Origin of the sequence: Veillonella sp. (assembly GCF_041333735.1) — a bacterium.
Classification (GTDB): Bacteria; Bacillota; Negativicutes; order Veillonellales; family Veillonellaceae; genus Veillonella.
This window is the reverse complement of the sequence record NZ_JBGKFB010000001.1, coordinates 281849-302350: the sequence shown is the minus strand read 5'-3', so window position 1 is coordinate 302350 and position 20502 is coordinate 281849. Positions and strand designations below refer to the sequence as shown.

Sequence of the window (20502 nt, the reverse complement as noted above, 5' to 3'; positions counted from 1 at the left end):
GTATACAGTACCAAAGTAGATAAGCCGTATATGGTTTATCTACTTTTGTTTAGTTATCATTTTTATTACTAGTATAAATTAATAGAATTTAATTCTAAAATATTCGAAAAACTATATCGAAAAAACTTGAATTGTTATATATCATTTTGTATAATACAATTAGTTAAAGGTATTAAATACCGACTCAAAAGAGTCCGAGTTTATCCACAAAGGAGAATTATTATGGACGTACGTGAATTAGCTGTACAAAAAAAACGTGAATTAAAAGGTTTCCTTACTGTAGGAACTAAATATGAATTAAAAGACGCTCATGATTTATCTGTAGCTTACACACCAGGTGTAGCAGAACCATGCTTGCGTATTAAAGATAATGAAGCAGAATCCTTCGAATTAACTTGCCGTTCTAACATGGTTGCCGTTGTATCCGACGGTACTCGTGTACTTGGCCTTGGCGATATCGGCGCTGCAGCAGCATTGCCTGTAATGGAAGGTAAATCCTTATTGTTCAAAAAATTCGGCGATGTAGACTGCATTCCATTGGTTGTAGATACAAAAGATGCTGATACTTTGATCAACACTGTAAAATTATTGCAAAAAAACTTTGCTGGCATTAACTTGGAAGATATTTCTTCTCCTAAATGCTATGAAATCGAAAACCGTTTGAAAGAAGAGTTGGAAATCCCTGTATTCCATGATGACCAACACGGTACAGCTATCGCTTGTTTAGCTGGTGTTAAAGGTGCTCTTCGCCTTGTTAAAAAAGACTTAGCAACAGCTAAAATCGTTGTAAACGGTGCTGGTGCTGCTGGTGCAAACATCGCTCGTTTGTTATACCTTGCAGGCGCTCGTGATATTACATTGTTAGTATCCTCTGGCGTATTGCACAAAGACTACAAACGTCTTGATTCCTTGCAATCCGAATTGATCGACTTGCTTAAACTTGAAGAAAAACATGGCAACTTGGCTGAAAACGCTAAAGGCGCTGACATTCTTCTTGGCGTATCTGCAGCAGGTGTATTCACAAAAGAAATTTTGGAAAACTTGGCTGACGATGCTATCGTATTCGCAATGGCTAACCCTAACCCAGAAGCAACATATGCTGACATGAAAGCAGCTGGCGTTCGTATCGCTGGTACTGGTCGTTCCGATGCTCCTAACCAAATCAACAACGTAGCAGTATTCCCTGGCGTCTTCCGCGGTGCTATCGATGTTCGTGCAACTAAAATCACTGATGAAATGAAATTGGCTGCAGCTGACGCATTGGCTCACTTGATTCCAGATAGCGAATTGAACGAAGAAAACATCATGCCATCCGTATTCGATCCTCGTGTAGCTCCAGCTGTTGCAAAAGCAGTTGCTGATGTTGCTGTAAAACAAGGCATCGCTAAAAAACCTCAAGTAGTTGAAGACGGAAGCTACGAAGGTTAATAAATAGGTAATAGTCTTACTTTAATGGCTTAATAGCTATTTAAGAACTCGGTAAGATAATATAAACTATAATGACATGCATCTCGAAAGAGGTGCATGTTTTTTCATATAAACTAATAAAATTTAAAAAATTAATGAAGTTGTAAAAAAGTACTTGTCACTATTTTGTATCGATGATATAATAATTTTCGTTGCAGAGCGATACTCAAAAGAGTAAAAAACTCAGCAAGAGTAGTGGTTGACATCAACTACCAGGTTTGCTATAATTAGCAAGTAATTAATGACGGGGCATAGCGCAGTTTGGTAGCGCACCTGGCTTGGGACCAGGGGGTCGCAGGTTCGAATCCTGCTGCTCCGACCATTTTTTTTTGCGGGTGTAGCTCAATGGTAGAGCCCCAGCCTTCCAAGCTGGTCGCGAGGGTTCGATTCCCTTCACCCGCTCCATTTTTTTTTGCCTTTTTTAGGGTAAAACGTAATATTGACGATATATAGTACATAATTTATACTATAATAGATAATTACATATATAGGTAATCCACATGGTTCAGTAGCTCAGTTGGATAGAGCAACGGCCTTCTAAGCCGTGGGTCGGGGGTTCGAATCCCTCCTGGATCACCAAAGAAATAAGCGGATAGCTCGTAATGAGCTATCCGCTTTTTTATGCATAAAGTAGTCCCAAAAAGACAGTAAGTTTTATATATGATATAATGTTGAAAATGAAGAAATGATGAAGTGTGTAAAGGGTGATTGGTATGAAAAATATCGAGAGTATTTTTAACTTAATAAAACTTAAAGAACATAAACAAGATGAGAAGTGTTATTTTGATCCCATTAGATATTTTTTAGTCCAGAAAAAACCGGAAGAAGAGGTTCGGCAAAAAACAATTATATTTTTACAAAAGAGACTAGGAGTACCTATTGAACGAATTCGTGTAGAAGAACCTATGTGCCATGTGAAAAAAGGTTTAAGGGGAAGAGCTGATATCGTAGTTTATCGTGATGATAAACAAGAAGAAGTTTTATTGGTAATAGAGTGTAAAGCCCCTTATATTGATGTTGAATGTAATATGGTATTAGATCAAGCAATAAGATATCGGGATATATTAGATGCTGAATATATCATGCTTGTTAATGGTATCAATGCTGTGGTTTATCAATTTAAGAATGGTAGGTATAAAGAAGTTAATAAAATTCCGACTTATCAAGAGTTTTTAAAATCTAAAGTGAGGTTTATTAAGGAAAACAAAGATAAACCATATACATTTGAGGATATTAAGTCAAAAAGATTGCAAAATAAATTTTTGAATATGGGATATATCGGAGAGGATAGTCCTGAAGAAAACTATGAGTTTTACCTTAATTTTTTAAATTTATTATTATTAAAAAAGATTTCATCTCCGAATATTTTAGAAAAAATAGGTGTAATGTAAGATTGCTTTAGAGGGTTTACTTTTTTTGGAAACAGAGGAGGTGGGTCTTATCAAAACTGGACACGTTTATTTATAGCCCGGGATTATGAAGGGAAAGATCAGGTTTTGGGGATTAGTATATGTGCTACCGCACATACTGAAAATGACCCACATTGGGGTAATAGCATTGGTAGAACTCAGTTGAATGTATCTATAACAAATAAAGAAACTAGACATCATTCATTACAGTTGAATTTGGATAAATTTTGTAAGTTTGATATCAATACCAATATGATTGAAATTACACACAATGGTGCCATAACAAGAGGTCGAGATGGAGCGTTACCTAAAAAGGAATTACTTTCTTATGTTCAAAAAAGAGCTCCTGAATTAGTAAAAGATAATAAAATATACTTAGGTTGTCTTGATAACTCCCGTTTGTTAGAGTGGCGGAATCCTAATGTACAATCCTTTATAAGAAATTTATTACGCTATGCAGTGCTTCGTGATGGATTTAGATCAGAATATAAAAAATCAAAGTAATATTGTTAATAAAAAGACCATTCATCGAATGGTCTTTTGTTTTTTATATAAAAAATTCAAAAGTTCAAAATTATTTACCCACCATAAACCCAGTATTTATCTGTATTCTTGGTGCATAAATCATATTAGTCAAAATAAAAGTCAAAAAAAGTCAAAAATTTTTAATTTGACCTATTGACTTTTTGACTTAATCAGATTATTATAATGTCATAAGGTTGAAGAAACCTAGAAATAAAGCAAGAAATTAAACAGACTTAAAAAGTCAAACAGATATACTTGTAGTAAAAAAGTGAGGTAATTTATATGAACAACAATTTCAATAACTTTGGTAGCGATTTCGGTAGCATGAATGATTTATTCAATCAATTGATGGGTAACATGGGTGGTTATTCCACAGAAAACCGTCGTTATAAAATTAATGGTCGTGAAGTGACTCCAGAAGAGTTTGCTTTCTATCGTCAAACTGGTCGTTTACCTTCTAATGAAGAAATGCAAGCTGCTCAAGCTGCACAACAAGGTAAAATGAAACAAGATGGTATCCTTGCCAAGTTGGGTACAAACTTAACTCAACAAGCTCGTGATGGTAAACTCGATCCTGTTATTGGCCGTAATAAAGAAATCCAAGAAACAGCAGAAATCTTAGCACGTCGTACTAAAAACAATCCTGTACTCGTAGGTGATGCTGGTGTTGGTAAAACAGCTGTAGTAGAAGGCTTGGCACAAGCAATTGTTAATGGCGATGTTCCTGCAGCTATTAAAAATAAAGAAATCATTTCCATTGATATTTCCGGTTTGGAAGCTGGTACTCAATATCGTGGTTCCTTCGAAGAAAATATCCAAAACCTTATCAAAGAGGTTAAGGCTGCTGGTAACATTATCTTGTTCTTCGATGAAATCCACCAAATCTTGGGCGCTGGTTCTACAGGCGATGGTCAAGGTTCTAAAGGTTTAGCAGATATCTTGAAACCTGCTTTGTCCCGTGGTGAAATGACTGTTATCGGTGCTACAACACAAGATGAATACCGTAACACAATCATGAAAAACGCAGCTCTTGCTCGTCGTTTCAATGAAGTTAAGGTAAATGCACCATCTCCAGAAGATACTTTCAAAATTTTACAAGGCATTCGTCCATTGTATGAAGCGCATCATAATATCGAATTGCCAGATGCTGTGTTGAAAGCAGCTGTAGATTATTCTGTACAATACATCCCTCAACGTAGCTTACCAGATAAAGCCATCGACTTGATCGATGTAACAGCAGCTCACTTGGCTTCCCAACATCCTGTAACTGATATTAAAACATTAGAAGCAGATATTGCAGAAGCTAAAGCAAAACAAGAAGAGTTTGCTCAAAAAGAAGATTACGAATCCGCTATTAATGAAAAGATGCGTATTCAAAAATTGCAAGAAGAAATCGATAATCACACTGAAAACCAAAAGGTAGTGGCTAAGGTTAATGATGTAGCGGAAGCCGTTGAAAGAATGACTGGTATCCCTGTATCTCAAATGGGTGCATCCGATATTGAACGCTTGAAAGACATGAAATCTCGTCTACAAGCTCATGTCATCGGTCAAGATAAAGCAGTAGAAGCTGTATCTAAAGCAATCCGTCGTAACCGTGCAGGCTTTGACGAAGGTAACCGTCCAATCGGTAGCTTCTTATTCGTAGGTCCTACTGGTGTTGGTAAAACAGAATTGGCTAAACAATTAGCACTTGATATGTTTGGTAACAAAGATGCTATCATCCGCTTGGATATGTCCGAATACAGTGATCGCACAGCAGTTTCCAAATTGATTGGTGCTACAGCTGGTTACGTTGGTTACGAAGATAACTCCAACACATTGACTGAACGCGTTCGTCGTAATCCATATTCCATCGTATTATTCGACGAAATCGAAAAAGCAGACCCTCAAGTTATTACATTACTTCTTCAAGTATTGGACGATGGTCGCTTAACAGATGGTCAAGGTAACACAGTAAACTTCAAAAATACTGTTATCATTGCTACATCTAATGCAGGTTTCGGTTATGGCAGTGACAATAACGATGAAAACAAAGTCGATGTAATGGACCGCATTGCTCCATTCTTCCGTCCTGAATTCTTGAATCGTTTCAATGCAGTTATCGAATTCAATCAATTGAGCAAAGAAGATTTGAAGAAAATCGTTGATTTGATGCTCGACCAAGTTAACAAAACTTTGGCTAAAAAACAAATTACCTTAGATGTAACTGATGCAGCTAAAGATTTGTTGATGGAACAAGGTTATGACAAAACAATGGGCGCTCGTCCATTACGTCGTGTTATTGAATCTGAAATTCGTGACAATGTAACTGATTACTACTTGGATCACATCGATGCAAAACACTTGCTTGCTGATGTTGTAGATGGTCACATTGTAATCAGCGACAAGGATGCTGCTAACACATCCGATGCTAAATCTGATGATGATAAATCTGCAGACCACAGCAAACAAGCTGATGATGCTGCATCCAAGGACAATAAATAATCGGTAGGCTATTGACCCTTTCATTGAATCCCTTACAACTCTCTTCATATACACACATATAACAATAGGCCTATTGATTGTGAAAGCACTCGACATTACGTCGAGTGCTTTTTTGCGTTATTATATGAATTTTGTATACATGACAAAAATCATTGATAAGCTATCAATATTTTTTGTATAATCATGTTACTATATTCTATAGAATTTAAAGAAAAGATGAAGAATATAAGGGAAATTAGAATATAAGAAAAACCAAGCATATAAGAAAAATGAAGAACGAGAGGAGCATAGTGATGTCACATTATATAGATCTAAATAGCGATTTAGGTGAAAGCTTTGGCAATTATACATTGGGCATGGATAGTGAGGTGTTAAATCACGTCACTAGTGCCAATGTGGCTTGTGGTTGGCATGCCGGTGATCCTCTCATCATGGAGGCCACTGTTAAGATGTGCAAGGAGAAGGGTGTAGCCGTAGGGGCTCATCCGGGATATCCTGATTTAATGGGCTTTGGACGCCGCAAGATGGCGGTTAGCCCTGATGAGGCACGAGCCTATATGGTATACCAACTCGGTGCGTTGCAAGGATTTTGCAATCAGTACGATGTAGAGTTGCAGCACATGAAATTGCATGGTGCCTTTTACAATATGGCGTGTGTAACGCCGGACCTAGCCGATGCAGTGTTAGATGGATTGGAAGCGGTGAATCCCAAGGTTCGTGCCATGGTGCTCAGCGGTAGTTATATCGCCAAAGAGGCAGAGCGACGAGGTATCCCTGTCATCCAAGAGGTTTTTGCAGACCGAGGTTATACAGAGGAAGGTACCTTGGTGCCCCGTACGGAAGAGGGGGCTTTCATAAAAGACCCGCAAGAGGCATTAGAACGGGTGCTCATGATGGTGCAAGAAGGCAAGGTCGTAACGAATACGGGTAAAATAATCGATATTGTGGCCGATTCCGTATGCGTCCATGGCGATAATCCAAAAGCAATAGCTTTCACAAAGTATATTCGTGAAGGCCTCACTAAGGCAGGTGTCGTGGTAGCGAATTTTCAGAATCGATAGATTACAATCGATTGTACAAGAGTAGATAGAATCAGAATAGATAAAAGGAGTCAGTATGAAACCGATTACAGGTAAAGCGAGTTTATCTGTCCTCTTAGGGGCAGCATTTTTGATGGCCACGTCGTCCATTGGGCCAGGATTTATGTTACAAACGGCGGCGTTTACAGGCCAGTTACAGGCGGATTTTGCGTTCGCCATCGTGGTGTCCGTTATTTTCTCCATCATTGCACAGCTCAATGTATGGACCATCATCGGCGTATCCCAAATGCGGGGCCAAGACATTGCGAATAAGGTATTGCCAGGGCTTGGTTACTTCGTAGCGTTCTTGATTTCTCTTGGAGGCCTTGCGTTTAATATCGGCAATATTGGCGGTGCGTCCATGGGCCTTAATATCGTATTCGGTATCGATACGACGACGGCAGCGGCCATCAGTGGTATTTTGGGGATTTTATTATTTGCATCCCCTAAAATGGGAGGCGTTCTCGATAATACGGCGAAAGTGTTGGGCACAGTGATGCTCGTACTCATCGGTTATGTAGCGTTTTCTACTAATCCTCCTATAGCAGAGGCCGCAACCCATGCCATTGTGCCAACCAATTACCCTTGGCTAGCTACGATTACCCTTATCGGCGGTACCGTAGGTGGGTACATTACATTCTCCGGCGGCCATCGCTTGATTGATGCGGGCATTACTGGCCGTGAACATTTAAAAGATGTGCGTCGCGCTGCCTTCATGGGCATGTCTGTAGACGCCATTGTTCGTATATTGTTATTCTTAGCCGTACTCGGCGTAGTATCCATGGGCTTTGCGTTAGATCCAAAGGACCCAGCAGGTTCTGCGTTCTTACTTGGTGCTGGTGAAATCGGCCATAAACTATTCGGTATCGTATTCTTCTGTGCGGCGTTGACCTCCGTTGTAGGCGCTGCCTATACATCGGTTTCCTTCCTTAAAACCTTGTTCAAGGTGGTGGAACGGTATGAAAAATTGACCATCATGGCATTCATCTTCGTGTCCACATGCATTCTTATCTTTATCGGCAAACCGGCTACACTATTAATCGTGGCGGGCTCTGTGAATGGTTTGATCTTGCCTGTTACCTTAGCCGTTATGTTATTGGCAACGCGTAAGACGAATATCGTAGGGGATTATAAGCACAATCCGGTTTTATTCTACACTGGCTGGATTGTCGTGCTTGTGACTGCTTATATCGGCGTTACATCCTTGCAAGGTATTGCGAAATTATTAGGTTAGGGGGACATCATGAATCCCACAATTTCACCTGTTGGGGATAGTGCTATCTCCATCGAATTTGGTCAAGTTATTGACCCTAAGATTAATCAGCGTATCCGTCAGACTGTGGCGGGTATTGAAAGCCTCCATTTAGAGGGGATTATTGAGATGGTGCCTACCTATTGTGCGCTTCTCATTCAGTATGATGCGCTGCGCTACACCTATGCTGAACTGTGCCACATTCTTGAACCTATCTGTACGCAGCCTATGAGTGCTGATGAAAGTGAACTCGTGACGGTCGTAGAGATACCGACCGTCTATGGTGGTGAATTTGGTCCAGACCTTGGATTTGTAGCATCTCATAATCACCTTACAGAGGCCGATGTGGTGAGCATTCATAGCGGCACGGATTATCTCGTGTATATGATGGGCTTTATTCCGGGCTTTACGTATCTAGGTGGCATGGATCCACGCATCGCTACACCTCGCTTGTCCTCGCCACGCACGCATATTCCGGCAGGATCTGTAGGTATCGCGGGTGAGCAGACCGGCACCTATCCGTCGGATTCCCCTGGTGGCTGGCAAATTATAGGATGCACGCCTTTGTCCATGTACGATGCATCCCGTGAAGAGGCGGCCCTTCTTAAGGCGGGCGATTATGTGCGCTATGTTCCTATTGATGAAAGTGCGTTCCACTGTATTAAGAAATTGGGCTCTTCTTTTAAGCCCGTTGTACATCATGTAAAGGTAGGTGACCTTCGTGGCGGTAAGTGAATATAAGAATGCGTCATTTGAGGTGGTTGCGCCTGGTATGATGACCACCGTGCAAGACGGAGGGCGCGTAGGCTTTCAACAATATGGTATGCCCGTGGCTGGCCCCATGGATGGTGAAAGCTATTCTATCGGCCAAGCCCTTGTAGGGAATACGACACCCGTAGGTGCTTTGGAGTGTACCGTCCTCAGCCCTACGCTGAAGGTGAAAGGTACGTGTATTGTTGCTTTCACAGGTGCCGATATGCAGCCTACCATTAATAATGTGGAGGTGCCGCGGTACATTCCTTTTGTCTGTCATGACGGCGATGTCATCTCTGGCAGCTTTAGCCAATGTGGGGTGCGCATGTATATTTCCTTCGCCGGAGGTGTCGACGTGCCTGAAATCAACGGCAGCGTAGCGACGCACACGAAAGCGAATATTGGCGGATTTGAGGGACGTCCCTTAGCGGCGGGCGACGAAGTGCGTTTAAAGGACTGTACGCGTGATACTATCATCTGCGACTATACTAGTGAATCAAATCATTTATTTAATACGGTTCTATTTAATCGGGGCGGCCGTGAATGCCATGAACCGCTGCGCGTTGTACTGGGCTCGCAAGCTAAGTACTTTACAGAAACGGGTATTCGCAATTTTAGCAGTGAACTCTATACATTAACCATTCAATGCGACCGCATGGGATTTAGGTTAGATGGAGCCCCTGTTGAACACATCGACGGCGCCGATATCATCTCCGATGGCGCTGTGTTTGGATCCATTCAAGTCCCATCTGATGGCAATCCCATTATACTCATGGCTGATCGGCAAACGACGGGGGGCTATACGAAAATCGGTACCGTTATTACCGCTGATTTGCCTAGATTGAGCCAATTGCCTATTGGGGATGGAATTACCTTTGATATTGTATCTGTGGAAGAGGCACAAGAGATGTATAGGGCATATATGCAAAATTTGCATAGCAAAATTAACTTAGCTTCTGTACAAAGTACATTTGTATTTTCTCTGAAAACAACAATATAATACGTAAAAAACGACTGATTTATAAGTTTACGCATAATTTTGTATGTATATGTATTTTATGAAAGCCACTCCTTGTAGTAAGGAGTGGCTTTTTTGTGCATGAAGTATAAATCAATATTAAATAATTTATCTGATTACTTAAAAATATATCGATATATTTTCTTAAACAAAAATCTTCTATAAAAAATGAGGATAAAATGAACCAATTTGGTATAGCTTAAGTTGTGTAAAATCAATAACGGATTAATAATGAGAATGACAGAAATACTACATATAATGAAAATACATACGATATGAATTAAAATACATGAAGAATTTATATAGAGCATAGTAAATACAAGCAAAAAAATAGAAATAGACAAAATTCGAAATAGGAATTAAATATTCTTAATCCGTATAATTTACAATTGAGAAATATGAGGAGAGTATGATAGAATAATGAAATCAAATTCATAGTTTTTTAGAAGTTAATGGATTTTATTACTCTACAAAGAGCTAAACTTCATTATGTTTTTGAAAATATATTTCATGTAGTTGAGAGGTTAGTTAGCAAAAAGGAAGCGAAAATGAATAAAATCTTTAAAGTTATTTGGTCTAAGTCGAAACAATGCTATGTTGTAGTATCTGAATTGGCAAAGAATACAACAGGGAAAAAGAAAATTGTTGTGGCTAGTATTTTGGCGGCATTGATGGCTGGGCAGGCCATGCAAGTTGAGGCTGGTGGTTCTTGGGGCCCTAGTACTACAAAAGGGATTGCTATTTCTGCCGGTGGCGGTATTACTGCTAGCGCATGGGGCAATAATGCAATAGCTATTGGTGGTGCCACTGCTAACGAAAATGGTGCTATAGCTATTGGTAGTGATACTAGTAGTCAGCAAAATGCTGTATCTATAGGTTGGGGATCAACTGGTTCAGGCTATGGTGCGCTTGTTTTGGGGACGACTGCTGAACAATATAAAACGGGAGATGCTGATAGAGTAGCGTCCGCGTCAGGAACATATGCTGTTTCTGTTGGTGCCGGTGCACAAGCGGGGCAAAACTATTCAATGGCATTTGGTACTAATACAACTGCTAATGGGGAATCAGCAGTTGCTATGGGCTACAAATCGAAAGCAAGTTCCCAAAATGCTGTTTCCATTGGTAGTGAATCTGAAGCGAGTGAATTAAATGCCCTTGCGATTGGTACTAATGCGAATGTAACAAAGCAAAATGCGACAGCCGTAGGTTCTGGTGCATCTGTTACAGGTCATAATGCTACTGCTGTAGGTAATGATACAAAAGCAAAAAAACAATATGATAATGCTTTTGGTTATACAAGTACTGCTAGTGGTGGTGCTGCTACGGCCGTAGGTTACTATGCAACTGCGTCTGGAAATCAGACTGTTGCATTAGGCTCAACTATTAATTCGACTGCTCAATATGCTACAGGTATTGGTTATAGTGTGAATTCTGAAGGTGAAGGTTCTGTTGCTATTGGTGCAGGAACTGATGCATTTGGTGTTATTCCTGCAAAACAAGTTAAGGCAACGGCCAAAAATGCTATTGCTATTGGTCGTGCCACACAAGCAACCTCACAAGATGCAACAGCAATTGGTACAGATGCAACTGCGTCTAATACCGATGCTATTGCAATAGGTAGAAAATCTAATGCTTCTGGTTCTACATCTATTGGTTTTGGTTATAATACGAAAGCGACTCAAACTAATACTGTAGCAATTGGTACTGACGTGTCTGCCACTGCTGAAAGTGCCATTGCTCTCGGCCGTAAAACAACCGCTAGCGGTTTAAGTTCGACTGCTGTTGGTCCATTAGCGAATGCCTCTGGAAAGTATTCTTCCGCATTTGGTATGAACACATCAGCTGCGAATGAGGGATCATTGGCTCTTGGTAATGGTGCAAGTGCTACTGTTGACAACGGAGTAGCCTTAGGTTCCGGTTCAAAAGCTAATGTAGGTAGTGGCACTGCAGGCTTTGATCCTCATGCAAGTCGTAATGATCCATATACAAATTTATCTGGTAATACATTAACTAGTACTTGGGGGGCCGTAGCAGTTGGTGATGGCACAAATACACGTCAAATTACAGGTGTAGCAGCCGGTACAAACGATACAGATGCAGTTAATGTAGCACAATTAAAAGCATTAAATTTAGCTTTTACTACAGATGGTAATGCTGGGGATGTTAATTTAACTAATACGTTAAGTGTAAATGGTGATACTGATTATATTGCTACTTCAGGTAGTACTGGTAAATTAACTATTTCTGGTAAAATAAAAGATATTAGCGTTGATACTAATGGTACTGCTAGTGCATCTAAAGGATTGGCTAATGCTGCTAATGTAGCTACGGCTATTAATGATGCTAATGCAGCTCAAACCATTAAATATAAAGCTAATGGTGCAGGTAATAATTCAGTTAAACTATCTGATGGTTTAAACTTTACAAATGGTACAACTACTACGGCAACAGTAGGGGCGAATGGTCAAGTATCCTTTGATCTTAATACGGCAACAAAGCAATCGATTACTGATTCTGCTACTGCTGTATCTCGTACGATTTCTCTTGGTGGTGATACAGGTACTACAACGGCTAAATCATTGAGCTCAGGTAATGTTAACTTTGGTGTTAAGAGTGGTAATTCTACATATCTTACAACTAAAGCAACTGGTAATGATGTAACATTGACCATCAATGAACAAGCAATTAAGGATGCGGCTAAGGATGCGTCATCATTCAAGGTGAAAGCTAATGCTACTGCTGCACAAGATGTTAAAGGTGGCGATACAGTTGCTTTCAACAATGGTGATAATATCGCAATTACCCAAAATGGTAAGACATTTACAATTGGTACATCTAAAAATGTAACATTTGATACAGCAACTATCGGTGGAAATACAACTATCGGATCTACAGGAGTTACAACTAATAAGGTGACTGTAGGCACTATTTCTATTGATGGAACTAATGGCATTAACGCAGGTAATAAGGCTATTACTAATGTAGGCACAGGTATCGTGGCTAATAGCAATGCAGATAATAGCAATGTAGCTAACATTGGTGATGTTAAGACTATCGCTAATGATGCTGTAGCTAATTTGTCCACAAACCTTGGTGTTACAGATGGCACGAATAATGGTACTGTTAACTTAAAGACTGAAAAATTAAAAGTTGTTGGCACAGGTGCTGCCAAAGCAACTGTGAATGGCCAAACCATTACAGTTGATGTAGCAAAAGGTACATTAGTAGCTAATGCGGCAACTGGGGCCTTAACAGGTACTGCTGGTGTGGTTGATGCTAATGATATGGCAACTGCTGTTAATACAGCGATTACTAAAGCAGTGGATAATGCTACAGGCAACCAAGCTCTTAAAATTGGTGGTGACACTGCAGCTACTGGTTCTGTTAACCTTAAGAGTGATACATTATCCGTAAAAGGTGATAATAAATTTATTAAAACCGCAGCATCTGGTAATGACATTACTTTATCGGTTGATGAACAAGCAATCAAAACAGCAGCAAAAGATGCGGCTTCCTTCAAAGTAAAAGCTAATAGTGGAGCTGAACAAGAAGTAAAAGGTGGAGAAACTGTTACCTTTAATAATGGCGACAATATCGAGATTACCCAAACTGGTAAGACCTTTACAATTGCTACAGCTAAAAATGTAACATTTGATACTGCAACAATCGGTGTAAATACAACTATTGGATCCACTGGTATTACAACTAATAAAGTAACAGTAGGTGGTGTCTCTATTGATGGCACTAATGGCATCAATGCAGGTGGTAAACAAATCACTAACGTAGCAAGTGGTGGCACAACAGCTACGAATGCAGCGAATATTGGTGATATCAATGCGGCTATTTCTAGTTTGACTACTAATCTAGGTAAGAATACGACCATTGCTTATAAAGCAAATAATGCAGGCGGTCAAACAGTATCCTTAGCAGATGGATTTAATTTCACTAATGGTACATTAACAACTGCAGAAGTAGCAGCTAATGGTGTTGTGAAGTTTAATGTAACGCAAGGTTCTTTGTCTACTGATGGCAATGGTAATATTACAAATACGGCAGGTGTAGCTACAACAGATGATGTAAAAACTGCAGTTAATACAGCTATTACAAAAGCTGTAGATAATGCTACTGGTACTCAAAAACTTGATATTTCTGCAGGTGGTACAGATAGCTCCGTTAACCTTAAAACTCAAAAATTAACGGTAGCAGGTACAGGTGCTGCGACAGCGTCTTTGAATGGTCAAACGATTACTGTTGATGTAGCACAAGGTACATTTACTAATAAGTCTGATGGTACAACCAGTGCTACAGCTGGTGTGGCTAAAGCTGCGGATGTAGCATCAGCAATTAATAATGCTAATACAGCATTAAGTCAAAAAATTACTGATGCAACTACCTCGTTGGGCACATTAGGTAATAATACATTTACATTAAAAGCAGATTCTACAGATACAACAGCGCAAGCACTCAATAAATCTGGTAGCTTAGCGTTCAAAGTAGCGGGTGATGGCGATTTAGTATCTACTAGCGCTACTACAGATACTGTAAAAGTAACTGTCAAAAAAGGTGAATTAAGTAATGCTGCAGATGGCTCTCTAAATGTAACTGATAGCGGTGTAGTAACTGCAGATAACATGAAAACTGTTGTGAATGATGCTATCACTAAAGCTGTCACATCTGCTAAAGATGGATCTGCATGGAACATTTCTACTAATGGTGGTACAGCTACAAAAGTGTCTGGTGGTAATACGGTTGATCTCATTAATGGTGACAACATCGAGATTACACAAGATGGTACAGATGGTAAGAAGATTACGGTTAAGACGAAAAAAGACCTTACTGTAGACTCTGTGACTGCAGGCAATACTGTAATTAATACATCTGGATTAACTAATGGTACAACTGCTATTACTGGAACTGGTATTACAACAGATAAGGTAACAGTAGGTGGCTTATCTATTGACAAAACTGCAGGTATTAATGCTGGTAATAAGGCGATTACTAATGTAGGCACAGGTATCGTGGCGAATAGCAATGCAGATAATAGTAATGTTGCTAACATTGGCGATGTTAAGACTATTGCTAATGATGCTGTAGCTAATTTATCTACAAATCTTGGTGTTACAGATGGCACGAATAATGGTACTGTTAACTTAAAGACTGAAAAATTAAAAGTTGTTGGCACAGGTGCTGCCAAAGCAACTGTGAATGGTCAAACGATTACCGTTGATGTAGCCAAAGGTACATTAGCAGCTAATGCGGCAACTGGGGCCTTAACAGGTACTGCTGGTGTGGTTGATGCTAATGATATGGCAACTGCTGTTAACACAGCGATTACTAAAGCAGTAGATAATGCGACAGGTACCCAAGCTCTTAAAATTGGTGGTGACACTACAGCTACTGGTTCTGTTAACCTTAAGAGTGATACATTATCTGTAAAAGGTGATAATAAATTTATTACAACAGCAGCGTCTGGCAATGACATTACCTTAACGGTTAACGAACAAGCAATCAAAACAGCAGCAAAAGATGCGGCAAGTTTCAAAGTAAAAGCTAATAGCGAAGCTGAACAAGAAGTAAAGGGTGGCGAAACTGTTGTATTTAACGATGGTGACAATATCGAGATTACCCAAACTGGTAAGACCTTTAAAATTGCTACATCTAAAAATGTAACATTTGATACGGCAACTATCGGTGGAAATACAACTATTGGATCCACTGGTATTACAACAAATAAAGTAACAGTAGGTGGTATCTCTATTGATGGCACTAACGGCATTAATGCAGGTAGTAAACAAATCACTAACGTAGCAAGTGGTGGTACTACAGCTACGAATGCTGCGAATATTGGTGATATCAATGCGGCTATTTCTAGTTTGACTACTAACCTAGGTAAAAATACGACAATTGCTTATAAAGCAAATAATGCGGGCGGTCAAACAGTATCCTTGGCAGATGGATTTAATTTCACTAATGGTACATTAACAACTGCAGAAGTAGGCGCTAGTGGCGTTGTGAAGTTTAATGTAACGCAAGGGGCATTATCTACGGATACCAATGGTACTGTATCTGCTGGTACAGCCGGTGTAGCAACAACTGCTGATGTAGCAAGTGCTGTGAATAGTGCGGTTAGCACAGCGGTGAATAATGCAACAGGCAATCAAAAACTTGATATTTCCACAGGTGGCACAGATAGTTCCGTTAACCTTAAAACTCAAAAATTAACAGTAGCAGGTACAGGTGCTGCGACAGCAACTGTGAATGGTCAAACGATTACTGTTGATGTAGCACAAGGTACATTTACTAATAAGTCTGATGGTACAACCAGTGCTACAGCTGGTGTGGCTAAAGCTGCGGATGTAGCATCAGCAATTAATAATGCTAATACAGCATTAAGTCAAAAAATTACTGATGCAACTACCTCGTTGGGCACATTAGGTAATAATACATTTACATTAAAAGCAGATTCTACAGATACAACAGCGCAAGCACTCAATAAATCTGGTGGCTTAGCGTTCAAAGTAGCGGGTGATGGCGATTTAGTATCTACTAGCGCTACTACAGATACTGTAAAAGTAACTGTCAAAAAAGGTGAATTAAGTAATGCTGCAGATGGCTCTCTAAATGTAACTGATAGCGGTGTAGTAACTGCAGATAACATGAAAACTGTTGTGAATGATGCTATCACTAAAGCTGTCACATCTGCTAAAGATGGATCTGCCTGGAACATTTCTACTAATGGTGGTACCGCTACAAAAGTATCTGGTGGTAATACGGTTGATCTCATTAATGGTGACAACATCGAGATTACACAAGATGGTACAGATGGTAAAAAAATCACTGTTAAAACGAAAAAAGATCTTACATTAGATTCTGTAACTGCAGCTAATACTGTAAAAGTAGGCTCTGGTACTAACCTTATTACCTTAGATGGTACAACTGGCGCAGTAAGTGGTAATACATTTACAGCTGGTAATGCCTCTATGAATACAACTGGATTCCGTGTAACAGGGGGCCCATCTGTTACTACTGCTGGTATTGATGCAGGCGGTAAACAAATTACTAATATGATAAGCGGTGGCACAGTTGCTACTAATGCCGCTACTATTGGTGATGTGAATACTAAGGTTACAACTGCTATTAATGATTTAACAACTAATTTAACTAAGAATACCAATATTGCTTACACAGCAAATACTGCTACTCCTGGTCAAACTGTGTCCTTAAAAGATGGATTTAACTTTACTAATGGTACATTAACAACTGCAGAAGTAGCAGCTAATGGTATTGTGAAGTTCAATGTAACGCAAGGTTCTTTGTCTACTGATAGCAATGGTAATATCACAAATACCGCAGGTGTAGCTACAACCGACGATGTAAAAAATGCAGTTAATACAGCTATTACAAAAGCGGTAGATAATGCTACTGGTACTCAAAAACTTGATATTTCTGCAGGTGGTACAGATAGCTCCGTTAACCTTAAAACTCAAAAATTAACAGTAGCAGGTACAGGTGCTGCGACTGCGTCTTTGAATGGTCAAACGATTACTGTTGATGTAGCACAAGGTACATTTACTAATAAGTCCGATGGTACAACTAGTGCTACAGCTGGTGTAGCTAAGGCGAGCGATGTAGCGGCTGCTATTAATAATGCAAACACCGTATTAAATCAAAAAATTAGTGATGCAACTACCTCGTTGGGCACATTAGGTAATAATACATTTACATTAAAAGCAGATTCTACAGATACAACAGCACAAGCACTCAATAAATCTGGTGGTTTAGCGTTCAAAGTAGCGGGTGATGGCGATTTAGTATCTACTAGCGCTACTACAGATACTGTAAAAGTAACTGTCAAAAAAGGTGAATTAAGTAATGCTGCAGATGGCTCTCTAAATGTAACTGATAGCGGTGTAGTAACTGCAGATAACATGAAAACTGTTGTGAATGATGCGATTACTAAAGCTGTGACATCTGCTAAAGATGGTTCTGCATGGAATATTTCTACTAATGGTGGTACAGCTACAAAAGTATCTGGTGGTAATACGGTTGATCTCATTAATGGTGACAACATCGAGATTACACAAGATGGTACAGATGGTAAGAAGATTACGGTTAAGACGAAAAAAGATCTTACATTAGATTCTGTAACTGCAGCCAATACTGTAAAAGTAGGCTCTGGTACTAACCTTATTACCTTAGATGGTGCAACAGGTGGAGTGAGTGGTAATACATTCACAGCGGGGAATGCATCTATGAATACGACTGGATTCCGTTTAACAGGTGGTCCATCTATGACTACAACAGGTATTGATGCAGGTAATAAAGTAATTACCAATGTTGCAAGTGGCGGTACTACAGCTACGAATGCTGCGAATATTGGCGATGTAGATAATAAAGTTACTAGTGCGATTAATGATTTGACTACTAACTTGACTAAGAATACAAGTATTAGTTACACAGCAAACAACGATACTCCAGTTAAAACTGTATCCTTAAAAGACGGTTTTAAATTCACTGATGGTACATTAACAACTGCAGAAGTAGCAGCTAATGGCGTTGTGAAGTTTAATGTAACACGAGGGTCTTTGTCTACTGATGGCAATGGTAATATTACAAATACAGCAGGTGTAGCTACAACAGATGATGTAAAAAATGCTGTTAATACTGCGATTAATACGGCTGTTACTAAAGCGACAGGTGCTCAAGTACTTAATATTACAGATGGCAATAATAATGGTTCTATTAATCTTAAAAATGACGCGTTGAAGGTTGTAGGTACAGATGGTGTTACTACTGAAGTGAGTGGTAAAACTATTACTGTGGGTCTAGATACAGCCACAAAGGATAAGATTAATAATGCTAGTGTAGCAACGAATAAAAATATTTCTCTTGCTGCAGATACAGGCACTGCGTCTAGCCAATCCTTGAAAAATGGTGATGTATCCTTTGCTGTGAAAGGTGCTACTGGGGATTACATCTCTACCAACATGAATGGTAGTACTGTAGAGATTTCCACTAAACGTGCAACCATCAATAGTAATGCCGCTACAGGTGAAGCTTCCGTAACTGGAAATGATGGCCTTGCAACTGCAAAAAATGTAGCCGATGCTATTAATGCGGCGACTGCAAAAGCAGTATCTCAATCTGCATGGAAGCTTGCTGCAGATGGTACGACCGGTACAGAAACGATTTCCGGTGGTGACACTGTTAACTTCAAAGCTGGATCCAATATGGAAGTATCTCGTACTGGCAAGGATATTACCTATAAGACAAAAGACAATGTTGCTTTCACAACGGTAACAGCTGGTACAGGCGCTAATGAGGTTAAATTAGACGGCAATACTGGCACGGTAACTGCTAAGGATATCACTGCTACGGGCGATGTAACTGCTAAAAATGTAACTACATCTGGTAATGTGACTGCAGCAGGTACTGTGAAAGGTGACACTGTTCAAGGTAATACTGTGAAAGCTGGTAATATAACAATTACAGGTGGTACAACAAATACCATTACTGGTCTATCCAATACAACATGGACTCCAGCAGGTGGTATTCAAGCTGATCGTGCAGCTACTGAAGGTCAATTGCAACAAGCAATTAATCAAGTAAATAATACTGTTGGTAATACAGCGTTAACTTTCAAAGGGGATACGAATCCTGCACAATCTATGACGTTGCAAAGTAATACATTTGCTATCACTGGCGATACGATGATTAAGACTACAACAAATACTAATGGTATTGGTTTAGCTCTCGATACATCAAAAGTTAATATTGCCTATGCTGCTAATGGTGTAAATGGTCAAACAACAAGCCTTACAAGTGGATTTAATTTCACTGATGGTAATCATACAAAAGCAACTGTAGGAGCTAGTGGAGTGGTGAAATACGATGCTAAAACATCGACTATTTCCGTCGCAAATGGTCATGCTACAGCTAGTGGTAATGATCTTGCAACTGCAGACAATGTTGCTGATGCTATCAATCAAATGACTCAAAATAATGCGGGTAATACAACGCAACTTCGTCAAGAAATTAGCAAGGTTGCTACGGAAACGCAACGTGTAGGTGCTCATGCGGCTGCGATGGCAGCGTTAAAACCAATTCAATATGATCCATTAGAGCCAACTCAAGTTATGGCGGGTGTAGGCAATTATCATGGGGAAACGGCAGCGGCTCTTGGCCTAGCTCATTATACTAATGAAAATACTATGTTTAATGTAGGTGTTTCTCTTGGTGGTAACCATAATATGGTAAATGCTGGTGTGACTCATAAATTTGGTTCTAGCCCAGAAAAGAAAAATATTCCTGATCGTTATAAAGCAGGCCCTATTAGTTCCATTTATGTAATGCAAGATGAAATGACTCAATTGCGTACAGAAAATGAATCTTACAAGGCTAAGCTTGATCAACAACAATCTGAAATTGATGCATTAAAAGCTGCGGTTGATAAATTATTAGCTGCAAAAGCATAATTTTAGATGTATATATCGTTACATATTTGTATATATT

9 protein-coding genes and 3 tRNA genes are annotated in these 20502 nt (G+C 39.5%); all 12 read left to right on the top strand.

Annotated elements, in window-relative coordinates:
- Positions 1 to 222: 222 nt before the first annotated feature.
- The 12 genes from ACDF53_RS01285 to ACDF53_RS01230 all read left to right on the top strand — a co-directional run bounded on the left by ACDF53_RS01285 (position 223) and on the right by ACDF53_RS01230 (position 20465).
- Positions 223 to 1428 (top strand): NADP-dependent malic enzyme, encoded by a 1206-nt coding sequence (locus ACDF53_RS01285; RefSeq protein WP_295869066.1) that lies wholly within the window; start codon positions 223 to 225, stop codon positions 1426 to 1428.
- A gap of 284 nt (positions 1429 to 1712) precedes the next feature.
- Positions 1713 to 1789: transfer RNA gene (locus tag ACDF53_RS01280), tRNA-Pro, on the top strand.
- Positions 1790 to 1798: 9 nt separating this feature from the next.
- A tRNA-Gly gene (locus tag ACDF53_RS01275) sits at positions 1799 to 1872 on the top strand.
- Between the two features lie 97 nt (positions 1873 to 1969).
- Positions 1970 to 2046 (top strand) — tRNA-Arg (locus tag ACDF53_RS01270).
- A 134-nt stretch (positions 2047 to 2180) separates the two neighbouring features.
- Entirely contained in the window at positions 2181 to 2858 is a 678-nt protein-coding gene (locus ACDF53_RS01265; RefSeq protein ID WP_370815246.1) for a type I restriction enzyme HsdR N-terminal domain-containing protein, read from the top strand.
- Between the two features lie 105 nt (positions 2859 to 2963).
- A complete protein-coding gene (locus ACDF53_RS01260; RefSeq protein ID WP_370815245.1) occupies positions 2964 to 3380 on the top strand; it encodes a hypothetical protein in 417 nt (138 codons plus the stop codon).
- Positions 3381 to 3683: 303 nt separating this feature from the next.
- Positions 3684 to 5888: an ATP-dependent Clp protease ATP-binding subunit gene (locus ACDF53_RS01255; protein ID WP_370815244.1), complete on the top strand. Its 2205-nt coding sequence runs from the start codon at positions 3684 to 3686 to the stop codon at positions 5886 to 5888.
- Positions 5889 to 6181: 293 nt separating this feature from the next.
- Positions 6182 to 6949, top strand: a complete 768-nt coding sequence (locus ACDF53_RS01250; RefSeq protein ID WP_370815243.1) for a LamB/YcsF family protein — start codon at positions 6182 to 6184, stop codon at positions 6947 to 6949.
- Between the two features lie 55 nt (positions 6950 to 7004).
- Positions 7005 to 8201, top strand: coding sequence for an NRAMP family divalent metal transporter (locus ACDF53_RS01245; protein ID WP_370815242.1), 1197 nt, complete (start codon positions 7005 to 7007; stop codon positions 8199 to 8201).
- Between the two features lie 9 nt (positions 8202 to 8210).
- The gene (pxpB, locus tag ACDF53_RS01240; RefSeq protein WP_316589677.1) at positions 8211 to 8954 is read left to right on the top strand and encodes a 5-oxoprolinase subunit PxpB; all 744 of its coding nucleotides are present in this window, start codon (positions 8211 to 8213) and stop codon (positions 8952 to 8954) included.
- On the top strand, positions 8941 to 9972 hold the full coding sequence (locus tag ACDF53_RS01235) for a biotin-dependent carboxyltransferase family protein (RefSeq protein WP_370815241.1): 1032 nt from the start codon (positions 8941 to 8943) through the stop codon (positions 9970 to 9972). The genes pxpB and ACDF53_RS01235 overlap by 14 nt, the downstream gene beginning before the upstream one ends.
- Positions 9973 to 10538: 566 nt before the next feature.
- Entirely contained in the window at positions 10539 to 20465 is a 9927-nt protein-coding gene (locus tag ACDF53_RS01230) for an ESPR-type extended signal peptide-containing protein (protein ID WP_370815240.1), read from the top strand.
- Positions 20466 to 20502 lie beyond the last annotated feature (37 nt).

Excerpts from the sequence above, each read along its gene's own strand:
- pxpB (WP_316589677.1), top strand. The coding sequence starts at position 8,211 with ATGAATCCCACAATTTCACCTGTTGGGGATAGTGCTATCTCCATCGAA.
- ACDF53_RS01255 (WP_370815244.1), top strand. The coding sequence starts at position 3,684 with ATGAACAACAATTTCAATAACTTTGGTAGCGATTTCGGTAGCATGAAT.
- ACDF53_RS01285 (WP_295869066.1), top strand. The coding sequence starts at position 223 with ATGGACGTACGTGAATTAGCTGTACAAAAAAAACGTGAATTAAAAGGT.
- ACDF53_RS01245 (WP_370815242.1), top strand. The coding sequence starts at position 7,005 with ATGAAACCGATTACAGGTAAAGCGAGTTTATCTGTCCTCTTAGGGGCA.
- ACDF53_RS01250 (WP_370815243.1), top strand. The coding sequence starts at position 6,182 with ATGTCACATTATATAGATCTAAATAGCGATTTAGGTGAAAGCTTTGGC.
- ACDF53_RS01230 (WP_370815240.1), top strand. The coding sequence starts at position 10,539 with ATGAATAAAATCTTTAAAGTTATTTGGTCTAAGTCGAAACAATGCTAT.
- ACDF53_RS01265 (WP_370815246.1), top strand. The coding sequence starts at position 2,181 with ATGAAAAATATCGAGAGTATTTTTAACTTAATAAAACTTAAAGAACAT.